16 protein-coding genes are annotated in these 18,104 nt (G+C 74.2%); 6 read left to right on the top strand and 10 right to left on the bottom strand.

Features of this window, described 5'->3' with window-relative positions; translation table 11 throughout:
* Positions 1–2 precede the first annotated feature (2 nt).
* The 3 genes from ECOMGDLI_RS05995 to ECOMGDLI_RS05985 are packed head-to-tail and all read right to left on the bottom strand — an operon-like array spanning position 3 to position 3,834.
* Positions 3–965, bottom strand: coding sequence for a 3-hydroxyacyl-CoA dehydrogenase NAD-binding domain-containing protein (locus ECOMGDLI_RS05995; protein WP_198954594.1), 963 nt, complete (start codon positions 963–965; stop codon positions 3–5).
* The gene (locus ECOMGDLI_RS05990; RefSeq protein ID WP_088315080.1) at positions 962–3,028 is read right to left on the bottom strand and encodes an acetoacetate--CoA ligase; all 2,067 of its coding nucleotides are present in this window, start codon (positions 3,026–3,028) and stop codon (positions 962–964) included. Before ECOMGDLI_RS05990 ends, ECOMGDLI_RS05995 begins: the two co-directional genes overlap by 4 nt.
* Positions 3,025–3,834 (bottom strand): crotonase/enoyl-CoA hydratase family protein, encoded by an 810-nt coding sequence (locus ECOMGDLI_RS05985; RefSeq protein ID WP_088315078.1) that lies wholly within the window; start codon positions 3,832–3,834, stop codon positions 3,025–3,027. The genes ECOMGDLI_RS05990 and ECOMGDLI_RS05985 overlap by 4 nt, the downstream gene beginning before the upstream one ends.
* 75 nt (positions 3,835–3,909) lie before the next feature.
* Here ECOMGDLI_RS05985 and ECOMGDLI_RS05980 point away from each other — a divergent pair, with 75 nt between their 5' ends.
* A complete protein-coding gene (locus tag ECOMGDLI_RS05980; protein WP_088315077.1) occupies positions 3,910–4,785 on the top strand; it encodes a PaaX family transcriptional regulator C-terminal domain-containing protein in 876 nt (291 codons plus the stop codon).
* A gap of 13 nt (positions 4,786–4,798) precedes the next feature.
* Here ECOMGDLI_RS05980 and ECOMGDLI_RS05975 read toward each other — a convergent pair whose 3' ends face one another.
* From ECOMGDLI_RS05975 to ECOMGDLI_RS05955, 5 genes are all read right to left on the bottom strand, one after another.
* The gene (locus ECOMGDLI_RS05975) at positions 4,799–5,572 is read right to left on the bottom strand and encodes a CPBP family intramembrane glutamic endopeptidase (protein ID WP_198954593.1); all 774 of its coding nucleotides are present in this window, start codon (positions 5,570–5,572) and stop codon (positions 4,799–4,801) included.
* Between the two features lie 102 nt (positions 5,573–5,674).
* Complete coding sequence (locus ECOMGDLI_RS05970) at positions 5,675–5,887, bottom strand: hypothetical protein (RefSeq protein WP_088315074.1); 213 nt, start codon at positions 5,885–5,887, stop codon at positions 5,675–5,677.
* A gap of 150 nt (positions 5,888–6,037) precedes the next feature.
* On the bottom strand, positions 6,038–6,523 hold the full coding sequence (locus tag ECOMGDLI_RS05965) for a TrmO family methyltransferase (protein WP_088315072.1): 486 nt from the start codon (positions 6,521–6,523) through the stop codon (positions 6,038–6,040).
* A complete protein-coding gene (locus ECOMGDLI_RS05960; protein ID WP_088315070.1) occupies positions 6,520–7,722 on the bottom strand; it encodes an MFS transporter in 1,203 nt (400 codons plus the stop codon). Before ECOMGDLI_RS05960 ends, ECOMGDLI_RS05965 begins: the two co-directional genes overlap by 4 nt.
* A gap of 80 nt (positions 7,723–7,802) precedes the next feature.
* Complete coding sequence (locus ECOMGDLI_RS05955; RefSeq protein WP_143447539.1) at positions 7,803–8,687, bottom strand: class I SAM-dependent methyltransferase; 885 nt, start codon at positions 8,685–8,687, stop codon at positions 7,803–7,805.
* A gap of 75 nt (positions 8,688–8,762) precedes the next feature.
* On the opposite strand from ECOMGDLI_RS05955, the gene ECOMGDLI_RS34480 reads away from it, so the two are divergent.
* The 3 genes from ECOMGDLI_RS34480 to ECOMGDLI_RS05945 all read left to right on the top strand — a co-directional run bounded on the left by ECOMGDLI_RS34480 (position 8,763) and on the right by ECOMGDLI_RS05945 (position 11,971).
* Positions 8,763–9,719 (top strand): hypothetical protein, encoded by a 957-nt coding sequence (locus ECOMGDLI_RS34480; RefSeq protein WP_158220910.1) that lies wholly within the window; start codon positions 8,763–8,765, stop codon positions 9,717–9,719.
* Positions 9,720–9,742: 23 nt separating this feature from the next.
* A complete protein-coding gene (locus tag ECOMGDLI_RS05950) occupies positions 9,743–10,537 on the top strand; it encodes a polysaccharide deacetylase (protein WP_158220909.1) in 795 nt (264 codons plus the stop codon).
* 138 nt (positions 10,538–10,675) lie between these two features.
* Entirely contained in the window at positions 10,676–11,971 is a 1,296-nt protein-coding gene (locus ECOMGDLI_RS05945; RefSeq protein ID WP_158220908.1) for an Ig-like domain-containing protein, read from the top strand.
* Between the two features lie 3 nt (positions 11,972–11,974).
* On the opposite strand, the gene ECOMGDLI_RS05940 is transcribed toward ECOMGDLI_RS05945, so the two are convergent.
* A complete protein-coding gene (locus ECOMGDLI_RS05940; protein WP_088315100.1) occupies positions 11,975–13,021 on the bottom strand; it encodes a LacI family DNA-binding transcriptional regulator in 1,047 nt (348 codons plus the stop codon).
* A gap of 10 nt (positions 13,022–13,031) precedes the next feature.
* Complete coding sequence (locus tag ECOMGDLI_RS05935) at positions 13,032–15,536, bottom strand: glycoside hydrolase family 3 N-terminal domain-containing protein (protein WP_198954592.1); 2,505 nt, start codon at positions 15,534–15,536, stop codon at positions 13,032–13,034.
* A gap of 286 nt (positions 15,537–15,822) precedes the next feature.
* Between ECOMGDLI_RS05935 and ECOMGDLI_RS05930 the strand changes: the two genes are divergently transcribed.
* Complete coding sequence (locus tag ECOMGDLI_RS05930; RefSeq protein WP_088315060.1) at positions 15,823–17,184, top strand: extracellular solute-binding protein; 1,362 nt, start codon at positions 15,823–15,825, stop codon at positions 17,182–17,184.
* The gene (locus tag ECOMGDLI_RS05925) at positions 17,181–18,104 is read left to right on the top strand and encodes a carbohydrate ABC transporter permease (protein WP_233153332.1); all 924 of its coding nucleotides are present in this window, start codon (positions 17,181–17,183) and stop codon (positions 18,102–18,104) included. The genes ECOMGDLI_RS05930 and ECOMGDLI_RS05925 overlap by 4 nt, the downstream gene beginning before the upstream one ends.

Here is an 18,104-nt window from a genome sequence, read left to right as displayed (position 1 = left end):
GGTCACGGGAGTCCCTCCTCGGAGTCCTTCGCGGCGAGCAGGCCGACGACGAGCCGGTCCCGGGCCGCGGCGACGTCGGCGTCGTCCCGCCCGGCGAGCTCGGCCTCGACACCGGCGACGAGCAGGTCGACGAGCGCCGGCGTGAGCTCGGGGGTGCCGAGGTCGTCCCACAGTCTCGCGGTGCCGGGGCCGAGGTGCCGCAGCACGTGGCCGAGGCCGCCCGCGCCGATCCCGGACAGGTGCTGGTTGACGAACGGCCCGAGCACGGCCCAGCGCAGCCCCGGCCCGTTGGACAGCGCCACGTCGACGTCGGTGACGGACGCGACGCCGCTCTCCACGAGCGAGTAGGCCTCCCGCCACAGCGCCGCCTGGAGCCGGTTCGCGAGATGCCCGGGCACCTCGCGGCGCACGTGCACCGGCCGCTTCCCGAGCCACGTGTACACGGCCATCGCGGTGTCGACCGCGCCCGCCGAGGTCCGCGCCCCGGGGACGACCTCGACGAGCGGCACGACGTGGACCGGGTTGAACGGGTGCCCGACGAGCACCCGTTCCGGGTGCACCGTGCACAGCTCCTGGATGCTGCTCGGCGTGAGGTTCGACGAGCTGCTCGCGAGCACGGCGTGCGCGGGGGCGGCGGCGTCGAGGTCGGCGAAGAGCCGCTGCTTCAGCGCGAGGTCCTCGGGGCCGTTCTCCTGCACGAGGTCCGCGCCGTCGACGGCCTCGAGCGGGTCGGTCGTGAAGGTCAGCAGGTCGAGGTCCGGCTCGTCCGGTGCGCCGAGCAGGCGCATCGTCGGCCAGTGCGCGGCGACGGCGTCGAGCAGCCGCCGCCGGGCGCCGTCCGCCGGGTCGGTCGCCGCGACCCGGACGCCACGGGCGAGCAACGTCGCGACCCAGCCGGCCCCGATGACCCCGGTCCCGACGACCGCCGCCCGCCGCAGCGGGCGGCCGTCCACGCCGGCGGTCACGCGCCGGCCCGCCGGCGGTGCGCCTCGTCGACGTACGGGGCGAGGGCGTCCGGGTCGGCGAGCGCGTCGCGGCTGGCGACCGTGTCCGGGTCGACCCCCTGGAGGATCCGCTTGACGGGCAGCTCGAGCTTCTTGCCCGTGCGGCTGCGGGGGACCGCGGCCACCCCGACGACGGAGTCCGGGACGTGCCGCGGGGACAGGTTCGTCCGCAGCGCGTCGACGACGCGCCGGCGCAGCCCGTCGTCGAGTCCCTGACCGTCGCGGGGCACGACGAAGAGCACGAGGTCGCCGGGGCCGCCGTCGGGGTCCTCGAGGTGGACGACGAGGCTGTCGACGATCTCGGGGAGCTCCTCGACCACGGCGTAGAAGTCCGCCGTGCCGAGGCGGACGCCACCGCGGTTGAGGGTGGCGTCGGACCGGCCGGTGATGACGCAGCTGCCGGTGGCGGTGAAGCGGATCCAGTCCCCGTGCCGCCACACGCCCGGGATGTCCTCGAAGTACGTCGCGTGGTACCGCGAGCCGTCGGGGTCGCCCCAGAACCCGACCGGCATGGACGGCATCGGGGCGGTGATGACGAGCTCGCCGAGCTCGCCGACGACCGGGGCGTCGTCGAGGTCGAAGGCCGCGGCCGCGACGCCGAGCGCCGCCCCGGACATCTGCCCCGCGACGACCGGCTGCAGCGGGCCGGCCTGGACGATGCCCGTGCAGACGTCGGTCCCGCCGCTGCCGACGTTGAGCAGCACCTGCGGCCCGAACCCGTTCTGCAGCCAGGCGAAACCCTCGAGGGGCAGCGGCGAGCCGGCGCAGCCGATCTGGCGGACAGCCGACAGGTCGACCTCGGCCCAGGGCTCGAGCCCCTCCTTGCGGCAGGCCATGACGTAGCCGGGGCTCACCCCGACGAGGGTCGCGCCCGTCTCGGCGGCGAGCCGCCACTGCGCCATGAGGTCCGGGAACAGCGGGTTGCCGTCGATCATCACCGGGACCGCCCGGGTGAGCAGCGCCGAGACCAGCGCGTTCCACATCATCCACGCGGTCGTCGTGAACCACAGGAGCCGGTCGCCGGGGCGCAGGTCCCAGTGCAGCGCGTGGTTCTTGAGGTGCTCGACGAGGATCCCGCCGTGGCCGTGGACGATCGCCTTCGGCCGGCCGGTCGTCCCGGAGGAGAAGAGGACGTAGAGCGGGTGGTCGAACGGCACCGGGTCGAAGACGAGCGGCGCGGGCCCGTCCGCCGGCGGTGCGAGCAGGTCGTCCCAGCCGACGAGCAGCGGGCCCCCGCCTCCCGGGGCACCGAGCGACGCCGGGTCGAGGGCGCCGTCCCAGTACGGCACCTCGACGACGTGGGTGAGCGTCGGCAGCCCGGCGACGACCTCCGCGACCTCGCCGCACCGTTCGACCGGCTTGGTGCCGTAGACGTACCCCGGCACGGTGAGGAGCACGGCGGGCTCCACCTGGGAGAACCGGTCGACGACGCTGCGCGGGCCGAACTCCGGTGCGCACGAGGCCCACACCGCGCCGAGGCTCGCGGCGGCGAGGAAGGCCACGAGCGTCTCCGGCACGTTCGGCAGGTAGGCGACGACGCGGTCCCCGCGACCGACGCCGAGCCGCTGCAGCCCGGCCCGGGCCCGGGCGACCTGGTCGCGCAGGTCGCCCCACGTGAGCCGCATCGGCTCGCGGGTCTGCGAGTACGCGAGCAGCGCGAGCGCGTCGGCGTCCGCGGCCGGGTCGTCGAGGAGACCGACCATGTGCTCGGCGTAGTTGAGCGTGGAGCCGGTGAACCACTGCGCACCGAAGACCCCGGTCGAGGAGAGGACGCGCTCGTAGGGCGTCCGGAAGCGCACCCCGAAGTACTCGGCCACGGCGCCCCAGAAGCCCTCCAGGTCCTCGACCGACCAGCGCTGCAGCGCGTCGTAGTCGTCGAGGGCCCGGCCGCGGTGCTCCTCGAGCCAGGTGAGGAAGGCCCCGGCCTCGCTCGTCGACCGGGCGTCGTCCGGGACGGGGCGGAGCACGGCGCCCTCGGTGAGCGGACCGGTCGTCGACGGGCCCTGCGAGGTCTGCGCCGTCATCGGGCCCCTCCCACGGCAGGCGTGTCGGTGACCTTCGTCGCGCGGCCGGCGAGGAACGCCTGCATGCGTTCCTTGGCCTCGTCGCTGCCCTGCGCGACCGCGGCCATGAGCGACTCGAGGAGGTAGCCCTCCTGCGGACCGGCGTCCGCGATGCGCGGCAGCGCCTGGAGGACGGCGAACAGCGTCACGGGGGCGACCGTCGCCGCCCGCCGGGCCAGCTCGAGCCCCGTGGTCATCCCCTCCCCCTCGGCGACGAGGTACTGGGTGAGTCCCGCGGCGTGCCCCTCGGCGGCGTCGTAGACGCGACCGGTGAGCATGAGATCGGTCATCCGCGCGACACCGATGAGGCGGGGCAGCCGGACCGAGCCACCGCCGCCGACGAAGATGCCGCGCTGCCCCTCGGGCAGCGCGTAGAACGCCGAAGGCTCCGCGACCCGCAGGTGGGTGGCGGACGCCAGCTCGAGGCCGCCGCCGATGACCGCGCCCTTGAGCACGCTGACGACCGGCAGCCGACCGAGCTGGATCGCCTGGGTGACGCGGTGCCACATCCGCGAGTGGTGGACGCCCTCGACGACGGAGGTCTCGCCGAGCGAGGAGAGATCCAGCCCGGCGCAGAAGTGGTCACCGGTGCCGGCGAGCACGGCCGCGCGGACGCCGTCCGGCGGGTCGAGGAACACCCGCTCCAGGCCGAGGATGGTCTCGTCGTCGATCGCGTTGCGCTTGTGCGGCCGGTCGACGAGGACGACGAGGACCTCACCGTCGACCTCGACCCGCACGGAGGCGGGCAGGCCCGCGACGCTGGTCATGCTTCGACGTTAGACAGTGACTTGACTGCCGTCAACAGATAGTCACACGTTGGGTCGGCGCCCTACAGTGCTCGGGTGAGCGAGGTGCGGGCCGTGAGCGCCGACCCGGCCGGGAGCGGCGAGGCGACCGCCGAGGCCTCGCTGCGGCCGCAGTCGGTGCTCCTCGTGTACTTCGGCGACTTCGTCGCCGACGAGGGGGTGCTCGTCGCGAGCAGCAGCCTCGTCGACCTGCTCGACCGGGTCGGCGTCGGCGAGGCCGCCGCCCGCGCGACGCTCTCCCGGATGACCCGCCGCGGGCTGCTCCGGCGCGAGCTGCGCGGCCGCCGGGCGTACTTCGGGCTCACCGAGCACGGTCTGCGGACCGTCGTCGGCGGTCGTACCCGGGTCCGCGACGACGGCGTGACGACGACGTCGCGCTGGGACGGCGCGTGGACCGTCGTCGCCTTCTCCATGCCGGAGACCTGGCAGCGCGAGCGGCACGACCTGCGCGCCCGGCTCGGCTGGGCCGGGTTCGGCATGGTGCAGGCCGGGCTCTGGGTCGTCCCGCGCCGGGTGGACGTGACGGCGGTCGTGGACGGGCTCGGTCTCGACGACCACCTCCGGGTCTTCGAGGGGACCCCGGCCGGCCCGACGGACGCCGGCCGCCTCGTCGCCGAGGCCTACGACCTCGACGCGCTGGCGCGGCGGTACACCGGGTTCCTCGGGCGCTGGACGGACACCGACGGGGCGCGGACCGGGGCCGACCCGCTGGTGCGCTTCGTCGTCCTCGGGACCGACTGGCTGCAGGTCGTCCGCGACGACCCGAGGCTGCCGCTGGACTTCCTCCCCGACGACTGGCCGGCCGTGCCCGCCGAGACGCTCTACCGCTCCCTGATCGACCGCCTCGCCGCGCCCGCGCTCGACCGGTTCCGGCTCGAGACCGACGTCATCCCCGACCCCGACCGGGCCTGACCGCCGGACGGCGTCAGGACAGCACGACCGCCAGCGTGAGCCCGACGACGAGCACGCTCTGGGCGCTGTGCACGACGATGCCGAACCACGCGCTACGGAAACGGCGCGACGGCAGCGCGAGGAGCACCGTGTCGGCGAGCGCCGCAGGCATCGACCACGGCTGGTGCACGTGGTAGAGCGCGAAGAGCACCCCGTTGACGACCCAGTCGTCGCGGCCGAACGCGGTCTGCATCCGCGGCAGCAGGAAGCCGCGGAACAGCAGCTCCTCACCGAGCACCGTGTTGAAGACGGCGAGGACGACGACCACGGCGAACCAGCCCCAGGCGCCACGCAGCAGCGCCTCGCCCTCCGCGCCGGACAGCAGCAGCCCGAGGTCCCGGTCGGCCGGGACGGGCAACGAGGGCACGAGCTGGAAGAGCGCGGTCCCGGCGAGCAGCGGGAGCAGCCACCACCAGGCCCGCGGCAGCCGCCGACCGGTGCGCTCGTCCGTCGGCCCGCGCAGCCACAGCGCGTCCCGCAGGCCCGCGACGGACCCACCACGCCGCTCCCGCGCGACGAGCAGGACCACCAGGACGAACTGCCACACCAGTCCTGCCGTCATGAGCAGCAGCAACGCCTGGGCGAGCGGGGCCGGGCCGTCGAGCCGGTCGGCGAGCCACGGCGCCGCGACCCAGGAGAGCAGCCCCATCGGGACGGCGGCCGCGGCCCACACGGCGAGCACACCGCCGCGCGTGTACTGGGGGATCCCTTGTGCCGCAGCAGGTCTGCGCAGACCGGAGGTCGTCATCCGTCCAGTGCAGCGGACGGCGGCCGGGCCGGACATCCGGCCGGCCACCGCCCGTACCGGGGGCTGGCCCCACCTCCGACCGGAGGGGCGGGGCCGGAGCCGCTACCGCTTCTTGTTCTTCTTGTCCGGCTCGAAGGTCAGCTTCTGACTGTCGACCCTGCGGAACTTCTTGCCCTTGTCGGTCTTACCGGTCACGTACGAGCCGACGAACAGCCCTTCGTGGACCTCCGTGGCGACGAACTTCGTGCCCTGGTCGGCATCGGCGGTCCGCTCGTTGAAGAACCCCTTGTCCCCGGGTCCGTGCTTCTTCGCCATCCCCGTCGTCCCTTCCCCGTGCACCCCGTGCGGCAGGTGCGACGCACCGGCCACTCTCATGATCAGTCGGGGTTCGGTGCACCGGAAGGGCCGGACGGCGCCGCGCTGTCAACCGGTGTCAACCTGGCCCGGGTCGACGTCCCGGGCGCCTCAGGCGTCGCCGAGCGACCAGTACCGCGCCATGAGCTCGTGCGACCAGGCCGGCTGGCGGATCTCGCCACGCGGGGCGAACTCGCTCATGTACGGCTTGACGTCGAGCACCGGGGTGCCGTTGATCGCGTCGAGGCCCTCGACCGACAGCCGGAGCCCGTCGACGGCGAGCAGCCGGCACCGGGACAGGCCCAGCCGGTTGCGCCGGTTGCGGGCGCGCTGAGCGATGATCCCGACCCGCGGCCAGTCCTCCCGGCCGCGCGGGTGCCGGGAGCCGGTCTCGACGATCTCCTCGTCGACGAGGTGGAACACGAAGACCACCTCGATGTGCGAGAACTCGGCCAGCCCGAGGGTCGCGTCCGGGTCGAACCGGGTGGCGTCCAGCTCGATCACCGCACGCTCACCGCCCCAGTCGTCGTCGATCGCTGCCGTGCGGCCGCCGCGCACGTGGCCGATCGGGGTCATGACGAACTGCTCCTCGCTCATGCCGCCATCCTGCCGCGTGCGAGCAGCCCGGCGGCGCAGGTCGCGGCCAGACCACCCGAGACGACGAGCGGGACGACCCCCTGCCCCGGCCCGAGGTCCCACAGCAGGCCCGCCCAGAGTCCCGCCACGAGGACGGCGCCGCTCGTGAGGCCCTGGAAGACACCCTGCGCCCGGCCCCGGACGGCGTCCGGCACGAGCGAGGACACCCAGGCCTTGCCGACGCCGTCCGTGAACGCCGGGAACAGCCCGTAGACCGCGACGAGCACGAACACCCCGGGACCGCCGTCCACGAGCCCGAGACCGGTGTAGGCGACGGCGAACGCGACGAGCCCGGCGCCGTAGACCACGGCCGGTGGCAGCGCGTCCGCGAGCCGTCCGGCCGGGTACGAGCCGAGCGTGTAGACGGTGTTGAAGAGGACGTACGCGAGGACGACCTGCGTCGTCGAGAAGCCCAGCTCCATGACCCGCAGCAGCACGAGCGTGTCGGGGAAGTTCACCACCGCGAACAGGACGAGCACCGCGATGACCCGCCAGAACCGTTGCGGCAGAACGGACACAGGACGGCCGACCGCGGGCGGCGCGACGGCGGGGACGACGGGGACGACGGACGGGCCGGGCACCGGGACCGGGCGCCGCTCCCTGACGAGGAGCACGAGCAGGGCGGACAGGGTCGCCGGGACGACGGCCCACCAGAGCGCGCGGTGCAGGTCGCCGTCCGTCGCGGCGAGCGCGAGCAGCCCGAGCAGCGGCCCGACGACGGCACCGAGGCTGTCGCCCGCGCGGTGGAACCCGAACGCCCGCCCGAGCGCCTCCGGCGGCACCGAGGCCGCGATGAGCGCGTCCCGCGGCGCCGACCGGACGCCCTTGCCGAGCCGGTCGACGACCCGGCCCACGAGCACGACCGGCCACACCGTCGCCGCGGCGACGACCGCCTTGCCGACCGCCGCGAGCCCGTAGCCGGCCCCGATGAAGACCGTGCGGCCGCGCCGGTCCGACCAGCGGCCCGCGACGTAGCGGCTGAGCCCGGCGGTGACCTCGGCGGCCCCCTCGACGAGCCCGAGGACGACCGGCGGTGCGGCGAGGACGCCGGTGAGCAGCAGCGGCAGCAGGGGGTAGAGCAGCTCGCTCGCCGCGTCCTGCGTCAGGGAGACGAGGGTGAGCACCACGAGGGTGCGGCTGAGCCAGGGCGGTCGGCGCACGCCGCCATTGAACTCCCCGGCCCCGGCGACGGGCGCCGGACCATCGGCGCCGGAGGGCCGGGCTCGCGTCGCGTCCGGCCTCAGACCGCCCGGGCGACGAGCGTGACCCGGCTGACGAGGCCGCCGTCGACGGCCTCGGCGAACCGCGTCCGCGCGCGCCGCTCCGCCCGCAGCGCGCGCCGGCAGGCGGCGCCGAGCCCGTGGGGCGTGCGCGCGACGTGGGACTCGACGACGCGGTCGACCTCCTCGCGCGCGTCCACCCACTGCTCGTCCGGCTCGGGCGGCCCCACGCCCGACTCGACGACGACCCAGCCGGCCGCCTCGACCGTGGCGAGGACGTCCCGCAGGAGCCGCACCTTGGTCCCGACCGGCAGCACGGGATGCCCGGCGGCCCGCGCCTCCCGGACGGCCTGCTGGGCGGAGACGTCCAGCCCCACGTAGTCGGTGAGCGCCAGCACCCCGCCCGCCCGGACGGCGCGGCGCGCCTCCAGGAGCGCACGCGGCACGTCGTCGACGAGCGAGACGACCCCGAGCACGAGGGCCGCCTCGTACGCGCCGTCCGCGAGCGGGAGCCGCATCGCGTCGCCCCGGACCATCGGGACCTCGGGGAACAGCCCGCGGGCGGCGGCCACGGCGTCCGCCGAGGGCTCCACACCGACCGTCGCGACCCCCCGGTACCGGCGCAGCCAGGCGGCAGGGCCGCCGAAGCCGGCGCCGATGTCGACGACCGGCCCGGGGGCGGTCGAGGGCCCGCGGTAGCGGTCGAGCGCGTCCGCGACCCGGTCGAGGAGCGGCCGGTCACCGGTGCCGCGGCAGGCGGCGGCGAGCCGGGCGGTCGTCGGCAGCGCGTCGGCGACCTCGTGCAGCGCGGACGGGTACCAGCCGAACTCGACGTCCGGCTCCGCGCACCACCGGCACAGGGGCGTCGCCGGCACGGTCGTCCGGGCATGGGCGGGGCTCGTCACCCGGCCGCAGTGCCCCGCGGGGCGGCACCGAAACCCGGGGGCGGGCGCCCGCGCCCGGCCCCTAGGGTGGCCGCCATGACGGCCTGGGACGACCCCGCCCGGCGACGCGACGCCGCCGACTGGCTGGCCGAGCGGCTCACCGCCCTCGGGACGCCGCCGACCGGCCCGGCGGAGGTCGTCCACGAGCAGGCCTGGTCGACGGTCCACCGCGTGCCGACGGCCGCCGGGCCGCTGTGGTTCAAGGCGACCGCACCGTCCCTGCGTCACGAGGTGGCCGTGCACGCCGTCGTGTCCGCCCGCCGTCCGGACTGCGTGCCGGCGCTGCTCGCGGCCGACCCGGACCGCGGCTGGATGCTCATGGCCGACGCCGGGGAGCGGCTGCGCGAGATCGTCGCGCGCGAGCGCAGCGTCGACGCGTGGCTCGAGGTGCTGCCGCGCTACGCGGGCCTGCAGCGCGACTGCACGGACGACGTCCCGGCCCTGCTCGCGGCAGGTGCCCCCGACCTGCGGCTCGCCGTCCTGCCGGACGCTTACGCGCAGACCGTCGACGAGGTCGCCGGCGCGCTCGCGGCCGACGCCCCGGACGGCGCCGACCTGGCCCGGCGGGCCGCGGCGGCGACGGACCGGGTCCGCGAGATGTGCGCGGCGCTCGCGGCGTCCGGACCGGCCGAGACGGTCCAGCACGACGACCTCAACGACGGGCAGATCTACCGGGCGGCCGACGGCTACCGGGTGCTCGACTGGGGCGACGCCTGCGTGACCCACCCGTTCCTGTCCCTGTCCGTCGCCGTCGAGGGCGTCATCGCGTGGGGACCGGACGACGTCGAGGGATCGGTCGGCACCGCGCCGTTCGTCGAGGCCTACCTCGCCCCGTTCGGGGACGACGTACCGGCCGCCGGGCGGGAGGCGGCGGTCCGGACGGCGCTGCGGCTCGGCTGGGCGTGCCGGGCCGTGAACGGCCACCGCAGCGGTCTGGAGGAGGTCGGCCGGACGGCGACCCGGCTGCGGATGCTCCTCGACGGCCATCCGTGAACCCGCCCGCCCCAGGAGGCCCCGTGCCCGGCACCGAGACCCTCGACGTGGTCCTCAGCTTCGACTTCGACGCCGAGGAGGTCTGGATCGGCAGCGACCCGGCGAACGCGGACCGGCCCGGCACGCTCTCGCAGGGCACCTACGGCGCCAAGGTCGCGGTACCGGCGATCCTCGCGCTGCTGGACCGGCTCGGGCTGCCCGCGACGTTCTTCGTGCCGGGCCGGGTCGCGGAGCGGCACCCGCACCGGGTCGGGGAGATCGTCGCCGCGGGCCACGAGCTCGGGCACCACGGGTACACCCACACCCATCCGGCCCGGCTGACGCCGGAGCAGGAGGAGGCCGAGCTGGTCCGCGGCCTCGAGGTCCTCCGCGGGTTCGGCGCGGAGGTCACCGGCTACCGCTCGCCCGCCTGGAGCTTCAGCCCGGTGACGCTCGACCTGCTCGTGCGTCACGGGTTCACGTACTCCTCGAACCTCATGGACGACCTCCGGCCGTACCTGCACCCGGGGCACGACCTCGTCGAGCTGCCCGTGCACTGGACGCTCGACGACGCCCCGCACTTCTGGTTCGACAACAGCTCGTGGACGAAGACGATCCGCAGCGCGGCGGAGGTCCGGGCGATCTGGGCCGAGGAGGCGGCCGGCTACCGGGCGCTCGGCGGCCTGTACATGCTCACCATGCACCCGCAGGTCATCGGGCGGCCCGGCCGGCTGCTCATGCTCGAGGCGTTCCTCACCGACCTGCGCGACCAGCCCGGCACGCGCTTCCTCCAGGCGGGGCAGGCGGCGGCACGGGCCCGGGCGGCGCTCGGGACCTGAGACCGACGGCACGCACCGGAACCGCGCGATCTTGCCCGACAGCCCGGGATCGCGCGGCGCCATGACTTATGGTCGGAGCAGTCGACGGGACGCCTGGGGTGGCCGTCCCGACCCGCTTCCTCGAGGACAGGTGCAGTGATGCGTGGCATGCCCGCGTACGGGAACGGTCGTCGCGGGGCGCGACCCGGTCGGCGCAGCCAGGGGCTGCGGCTCGTCGCGCTCGGGGCCGTCGCGGCCCTGACGGCGTGCACCTCGCCGTCCACGGCGGGGTCGAGCGCCCCGAGCACGGCCGGCGTCGCCCAGGCCGGTGCGACGAGCACCCCGTCCGCGACGGCCACCCCCACCGCACCCGCGCCGGTCGTCACCGTCGCCGGCGGGTCCAAGATCGGTTACGGCAAGCGGGTCAGGCTCGCGGTCACCGGCGGGTCGTTCACATCCGTCCAGGTCGCGACGGCGAAGGGCGCCGTCGCGCTCGACGGCGACATCGCCCCCGACGGGGCCACCTGGCTGTCCGAGGAGACCCCGACCCCCGGGACGTCGTACGTCGTCGCGGCGACCGTCAAGGACGCCGTGGGCCAGGACCGCCCGTCGGCCGCGAAGTTCGCCGTCAAGGCGGTCCCGGTCGACCAGAAGCTCGGCTTCACGGTCACCCCCGAGGCCGGCGCGAAGGTCGGGGTCGCCGAGCCGATCGTCGTCCAGTTCCTCACCGCCGTCACCGAGAAGGCCGCGGTCGAGAAGCGTCTCGTCGTCGACGCGCGGACGCCCGCCGGCGAGAGCGTGACGGGCAGCTGGCACTGGCTCAGCGACACCCAGGTCGACTGGCGCCCCAAGGAGTTCTGGACGCCGGGCACGAAGGTCTCGCTGAACATGCGCGTCGGCGGCGTCAAGGCGGCCGCCGGCCGCTACGGCCGCAAGGACTACGCCCAGACCTTCACGATCGGCGCCAAGCGGCTGCTCAAGGTCGACCTCACGACCCACACGGCGAAGCTCTACCACGGCAGCAAGCTCGTCGGGACGTGGCCGACGGGCGGCGGCAAGCGCGGCCTCGAGACGTACAGCGGCACCTACACCGTGCTCAACAAGTCGCAGACCATCCAGATGGACTCGTGCAGCGCCCGGATCACCTGCGACAAGAAGAACCCCGAGTACTACGACCAGGAGGTCTTCTGGGCGACCCGGATCACCCGGTCCGGCACGTTCGTCCACGCCGCCCCCTGGGACGGGCTCATGGGGCGCGCCAACGTGTCCCACGGCTGCGTCCACCTCTCGACGCGGAACGCGCGGATGTTCTTCGAGCAGGCCGTCCCCGGTGACCCGGTCATCGTCTCCCGCAGCGGCCGCGGGCCGCAGGAGCGGATCGCCACCAAGGACCCGGGCCTGTACCCGTGGAACCTGTCCTGGAAGAAGTGGGTCGCCGGGTCGGCGCTGGCCTGACGGTCAGCCGGCAGGCGCCGCGGTCGACCCGCGGACGACGAGCCGCGTCGCGAGCTCGACGTGGTGGGAGTCGATCGTCTCCCCCGCGGCGAGCCGCAACGCGGTCCGCAGCGCGACGGCGCCCATCTCGGAGAGCGGCTGCCGGATCGTCGTGAGCGGCGGCGACGCCATGCGTGCGAGCTGGGTGTCGTCGAACCCCATGACGGACAGGTCCTGCGGGACGCGCATCCCCCGCACCCGGGCCGCCTCGATGACCCCGAGCGCGACCTCGTCGGAGCCGGCGAAGATGGCCGTCGGCGGCTCGGGCAGGTCGAGGAGCTGGGCGCCGCCCTCGAACCCCGACCCGTAGTCGAAGAGCGCCGCCGTGACGTACTCCGGCGGCAGCGGCAGCCCCTGCGCCTCGAGGGCCGCCCGCAGCCCGCCGACCCGCGCCTGGTTGCACGCGGCGGTCGGCGTGCCACCGGCGTAGCCGATCCGCCGGTGCCCGAGGGCGAGCAGGTGCTCGCCCGCGGTCATGCCGCCGGCGAAGTTCGTCGCCCCGACGCTCGTGAGCCGGGCCAGCTGCGGATTGAGGGGGTCGATGACGACGACCGGCACCTTCGCCCGGTCCAGTGCGGCGAGGTGGGTGGCCGTGAGCTCACCGGTGATCGCGACGACGGCGCGCCGGCCGGCCGCGGCGATCCGCCGGGCCCAGGCGCTCGGCGACTCGGGGGTGGGCTGCACCCGGTCGCGGCGCGGCCCGCTGCTCACCGTGATCGTCACGCCGAGCTCGACGGCGGCGTCGAGCACGCCCTGGACCACCTCACCGGTGTAGGCGTGGAGCCCGTAGTCGAAGACGAGCTCGACGGTCGGCGTCCCGTGGCCCTCGGCCCGCCGCGGGGCGGGCGCCACGTACTGGTGCTGCTGGAGCACGTCCTGGACCCGGGCCCGGGTGTCCGCGGCGACGTCGCTGCGCCCGTTGAGCACCTTGCTCACGGTGGCGACGGACACGCCGGCCGACGCGGCGACCGTCGCCAGCGTCGGCCGCCCGCGGCGCGCCCCGTTGTCCACGACCGGCTCGCTACCCGGTGACCGCGACGACGTCGACGGGCGTGTGGAGCCGGCGGCCGTGCCCGACGGTGCGCAGCGCACCGGTGAGCGTGAAGCCGCTGCGGCACGGCAGGTCCTCCGCCGAGGTGCCCACGAGCACCTCGACGTCGCCGGGCTCGACGACGCGCTGCAGGTCCCGGCCGGTGAACGCCGTCCGGTCGGCGTGGACGTGGAACGTCACGTCGGCCGCGGCCCCGGCGGCAAGCGGAACCCGGGCGAAGCCCACGAGCTGCTTGACCGGCCGGGTGACGCTCGCGAGGACGTCGTGCAGGTACAGCTGGACGACCTCGTCACCGGCCCGCCCACCGGTGTTCGCCACGCGGACGGTCACGGCGAGCTCGCCGTCCGTCGGCACCTCGGCGGCGGACAGGCGCAGGTCGGAGACGGCGAACGTCGTGTACGAGCGGCCGTGACCGAACGGGAAGAGCGGCGCGGCGTCGAGGTTGCTGATCCCCGCGCTGTCGGGCGAGCCGAGGGGCGGCACGAGGTACGTGCCGGGCTGCCCGCCGACCCCGCGAGGGATCTGGACGGGGAGCTTGCCGGTCGGCTGGACACGACCGGAGAGTACCCCGGCGACCGCCCCGCCGCCCTCCTCCCCGGGCATGAACGCCTGGACCAGCGCGGCGGCGCGTCCGTGCAGGTCACCGAGCGCGTAGGGCCGCCCGGAGACGACCACGACGACCACCGGGGTGCCCGTCGCGAGGACGGCGTCGAGCAGGTCCTGCTGGACGCCCGGCAGCCGCAGGTCCGGCGCGTCGCAGCCCTCGCCGGAGGTGCCGAGGCCGAACAGGCCGGCCCGGTCCCCGACGAACGCGACGCAGACGTCGGCGCCGCGGGCGGCCTCGACGGCGTCCGCGAAGCCCGACCGGTCCTCGCCGAGGACGTCGCAGCCGCGGGCGTGGACGACGTCGACCCCGCCGGCCGGGTCGCCGCCCGCGAGCTCGGAGCGCAGCGCGTCGACGGCCGAGGTCACGTCGACCCCGAGCCCCTTGTCGGCGTACCGGGGCAGGACGTGGTTGGGGAAGGCGTAGCAGCCCATGAAGGTGCGCGGGTCGTCCGAGCACGGCCCGACGACGGCGACGCGGCGCAGCGCCGGGCGGCCCTCGCCGAGCAGCGGCAGCACGGTGCCCGGGTCGAGGAGGACGACGGACCGCTCGGCGAGCTCGCGGGCGATCGCCCGGTTCGCCGGGGCGTCGAGGTCGACGCCGGCCGCCTTGGCGACCGAGGCCTCGGGGGTCCAGTCCGGGTCGAGCAGCCCGAGCTCGACCTTCTGCCGCAGGTGCCTGCGGACGGCGCGGTCGACGAGGGCCTCGTTGAGGGCGCCGCTGCGCACCCGCTCGACGAGGTTCTGGCCGAAGCCGAGGGTGTCGGGGAGCTCGACGTCGATCCCCGCCGTGAGGGCCTGCGCGCCGGCGTCGTCGAAGTCGGCCGCGACCCGGTGCATCGAGGCGAGGAAGGGCACCGCCCAGTAGTCCGAGACGACCGTTCCGGTGAAGCCCCAGGCGTCGCGCAGGAGCTCGGTGAGCAGCCACGGGTCGGCCCCGGCGGGGACGCCGTCCACGTCCGAGTACGAGTTCATCACCGACCGGGCGCCGCCGAGGGCGATGGCCGTCTCGAACGTCGGGAGGATCATGTCGAGCAGCTCGCGGCGCCCCATCGGGACCGGGCCGTGGTTGCGGGCCCCCCGGGACGCCGAGTACCCGGCGAAGTGCTTCAGGGTGGCGATGACGCCGGCGTTCTCCAGCCCGCGCACGTAGGCGGCGCCGAGCATCCCGACGAGGTACGGGTCCTCCCCCATGGTCTCCTCGACGCGGCCCCACCGGTAGTCGCGGACGACGTCCATGACCGGCGAGAGACCCTGGTGGATCCCGAGCGCGGCCATGTCGTGGCCGATCGCGGCTGCCATCCGCTCGACGAGCTCGGGGTCGAAGGTGGCGGCCCAGGCGATCGCTGCGGGGTAGACGGTCGCGCCGTAGGCGGTGAAGCCGGTGAGGCACTCCTCGTGGACGATCGCCGGGACGCCGAGCGCCGAGCGCTCCAGGACGACGTGCTGCTGCCGGACGACCTCGGCCGCCCCCTCCGCGACCGAGACCGGGCGGCTGCCGTAGACCCGGGTCAGCTGGCCGAGGCCGTGGACGGCGGCGTCCTCAAGCGCGACGGTGCCGCCGGCGGCGAAGACGTCCTGCATGGGGGCGACGTTGAAGGTCTCGCCGGGCTCGTCGGAGCCGTCGAGGGCGAGCGGGTCCGCGGCCTGGCCGGGCGCGTCGGCCGGCGGCTGCCCGGCGTCGGATCCGCCGTCCGGTCCGGCGTCGGCGTGCATGTCGTTGCCGGCCCACCGGCTGCCGAGCTGGCCCACCTTCTCGTCGAGGGTCATGGCGGCCAGCAGCGCCTCCACACGCTCCTCGACGGGGCGGCTCGTGTCCCTCCAGGCCGCCGTGGTGCGGGCGTCGGGGGCGCTGTGCGTGGGGCCTGCCATCGTTGTCTCCTTGCCGGACCGAACATCGAAACTTTTCGAAATGTAGACCGCAGCGACCAAGTCACCCAGGGACCATCGGCACGCTCAGCACTGCTGGGAGTGTTGCGCTTTGGTCGCGATGTCGCAAGAGACCTCCCCGCCTATTGACACATCACCGACCGAAATCTACGTTACGGCTCACGGCAGTCTTTCGAAATGTTTCGCTCCCGCCTCACTGTGGGGATGACTGCCGGGTGGAGCACCCCGTGCCCGCGGCCGGACCGCGGCCCTCACCCCGGAGATCAGCGTGGATCCAAGGACCACCTCTCGGCGCAGCTTCCTCACCTTCGCCGCCGGCCTCCCCGTCGCCGGCGCCACCCTCGCCGCCTGCGGCAGCTCGGGGCCCACGTCGACGAGCAGCAGCGCGGCCGCCGGTGGCGGCTCCGCGGCGGCCGGCAGCGGCGCCACCTACTGGACCCTCACCGGTCAGCCGCAGGAGGACATCCGCAAGGCGACCGTCGCCCGGTTCAACGCGGCCAACGCGAGCACCCAGATCACCCAGACGCTCTTCCAGAACGACGCCTACAAGCAGAAGATCAAGACGGCGCTCGGCGCCGGCCAGGGCCCGACGATCCTGTGGGGCTGGGGCGGCGGCGGCCTGAAGAGCTGGGTGGACGCCGGCCAGGTCGACGACCTCACCTCGTGGTTCGGCGAGAACGCCGACGTCAAGGACAAGCTGTTCCCGGCGGCCTTCGGCGCGGCGACCGTCAACGGCAAGATCTACGCGATGCCGGCCGAGACCGTCACGCCGATCGTGCTCTTCTACAACAAGAAGGTCTTCGAGAAGGTCGGTGTTCAGCCGCCGCAGTCGTGGGGCGACATCCTGGACCTCGTGCCGAAGTTCAACGCGGCGAAGATCGCGCCCTTCTCGCTCGGCGGCCAGTCCCGCTGGACGAACATGATGTGGCTCGAGTTCCTCTTCGACCGGATCGGCGGCCCTGAGGTGTTCCAGGCCGTCTTCGACGGCGAGAAGGACGCGTGGTCCAACCCGGCCGCGATCCAGGCGCTCACCGAGATGCAGAAGCTCATCAAGGCGAACGGCTTCATCAAGGGCTTCTCCTCGATCACCGCCGACTCCAACGCCGACCAGGCCCTGCTGTACACGGGCAAGGCCGCGATGATGGTCCACGGCGCGTGGACGTACGGCGGCATGAAGGGCAGTGGCGGTGACTTCGTCACCGGTGGCAACCTCGGCTACATGAACTTCCCCGGTGTGGACGGCGGCAAGGGCGACCCGAGCGACTCGGTCGGCAACCCGGCGCAGTACCTCTCGATCTCCTCGAAGGCGACGGACGCCGAGAAGGAGACCGCGAAGAAGTTCTTCAAGACCGCCGTCCTCGACGCCGAGGAGCAGAAGGCCTGGATCGGCGCCGGGAACATCCCGATCGTCCAGGGCGCCGACAGCCTCATCGGCGCCGGCGAGGACGCCGACTGGCTCAAGTTCCAGTACTCGATCGCCAGCGGCGCGAAGAGCTTCGCGCAGTCGTGGGACCAGGCGCTGAGCCCGACCGCCGCCGAGGTGCTGCTCGACAACATCGCCAAGCTCTTCCAGCTGTCGATCAGCCCCGAGCAGTTCGCGACCAACCTGAACGCGACGATCGGCCAGTGAGCACGCTCGCTCCGCCCGTCGTGAAGGGCACCCGGTCCGCCAACAGCGGCGGGCGGAGCGGGTCCCTCGGCTGGCTGGTCCTCCCGGCTCTCCTCTTCTTCGTCACCTTCGGGGTCGTCCCGCTGTTCGGCGTCCTCTTCCTGTCGTTCACGCAGTGGGACGGCATCGGCGACATCCACCCCGACGGGCTCAACGCCTGGCGCTCGGTCCTCGGCGACCCGCAGCTGCTGCACTCCCTCGGGGTCACGTTCCTCATCATGATCCTGTCGTGGCTCGTGCAGACCCCGGCCAGCCTGCTGCTCGGCACGTTCCTCGCCGGCCACCAGCGCTACCGCGGGTTCCTCGCGGTCCTCTACTTCATCCCGCTGCTGCTGTCGTCCGCGGCGATCGCCATCACCTGGAAGGCCCTGCTCGACCCGAACTTCGGGCTCGGCGCGGGCCTGGGGCTGTCGTTCCTGCAGCAGGACTGGCTCGGCAAGGACACCCTCGCCGTCGGCGTCGTCGTGTTCATCGTCTCCTGGCAGTTCATCCCGTTCCACTCCCTGATCTACCAGGGCGGCGTCCGGCAGATCCCGCGCTCGATCTACGAGGCCGCCGAGATCGACGGCGCGGGCCGGCTGCGGCAGTTCTTCTCCATCACCCTGCCCCAGCTCAAGTACACGATCATCACGTCCTCGACGCTCATGGTCGTCGGGTCGCTGACCTTCTTCGACCTCATCTTCGTCCTCACCGCAGGCGGCCCCGGCGACGCGACCCGCGTGCTCGCGCTCGACATGTACAAGCGCGGGTTCATGGCCAACCTCATGGGCCCGGCCAGCGCGATCGCCGTGATCCTCGTGCTCGTCGGCCTCGGGATCGCACTGCTGCTGCGGCGCCTCGGCGGCACGGACCAGACGGACAGCATGCTGGAAGGTGCCTGA

The sequence above is a fragment of the Kineosporia sp. R_H_3 genome (assembly GCF_002198675.1).
GTDB lineage: Bacteria > Actinomycetota > Actinomycetes > Actinomycetales > Kineosporiaceae > R-H-3.
The sequence above is the reverse complement of the archived record's forward strand: the minus strand, read 5'-3'. Positions and strand labels throughout refer to the sequence as shown.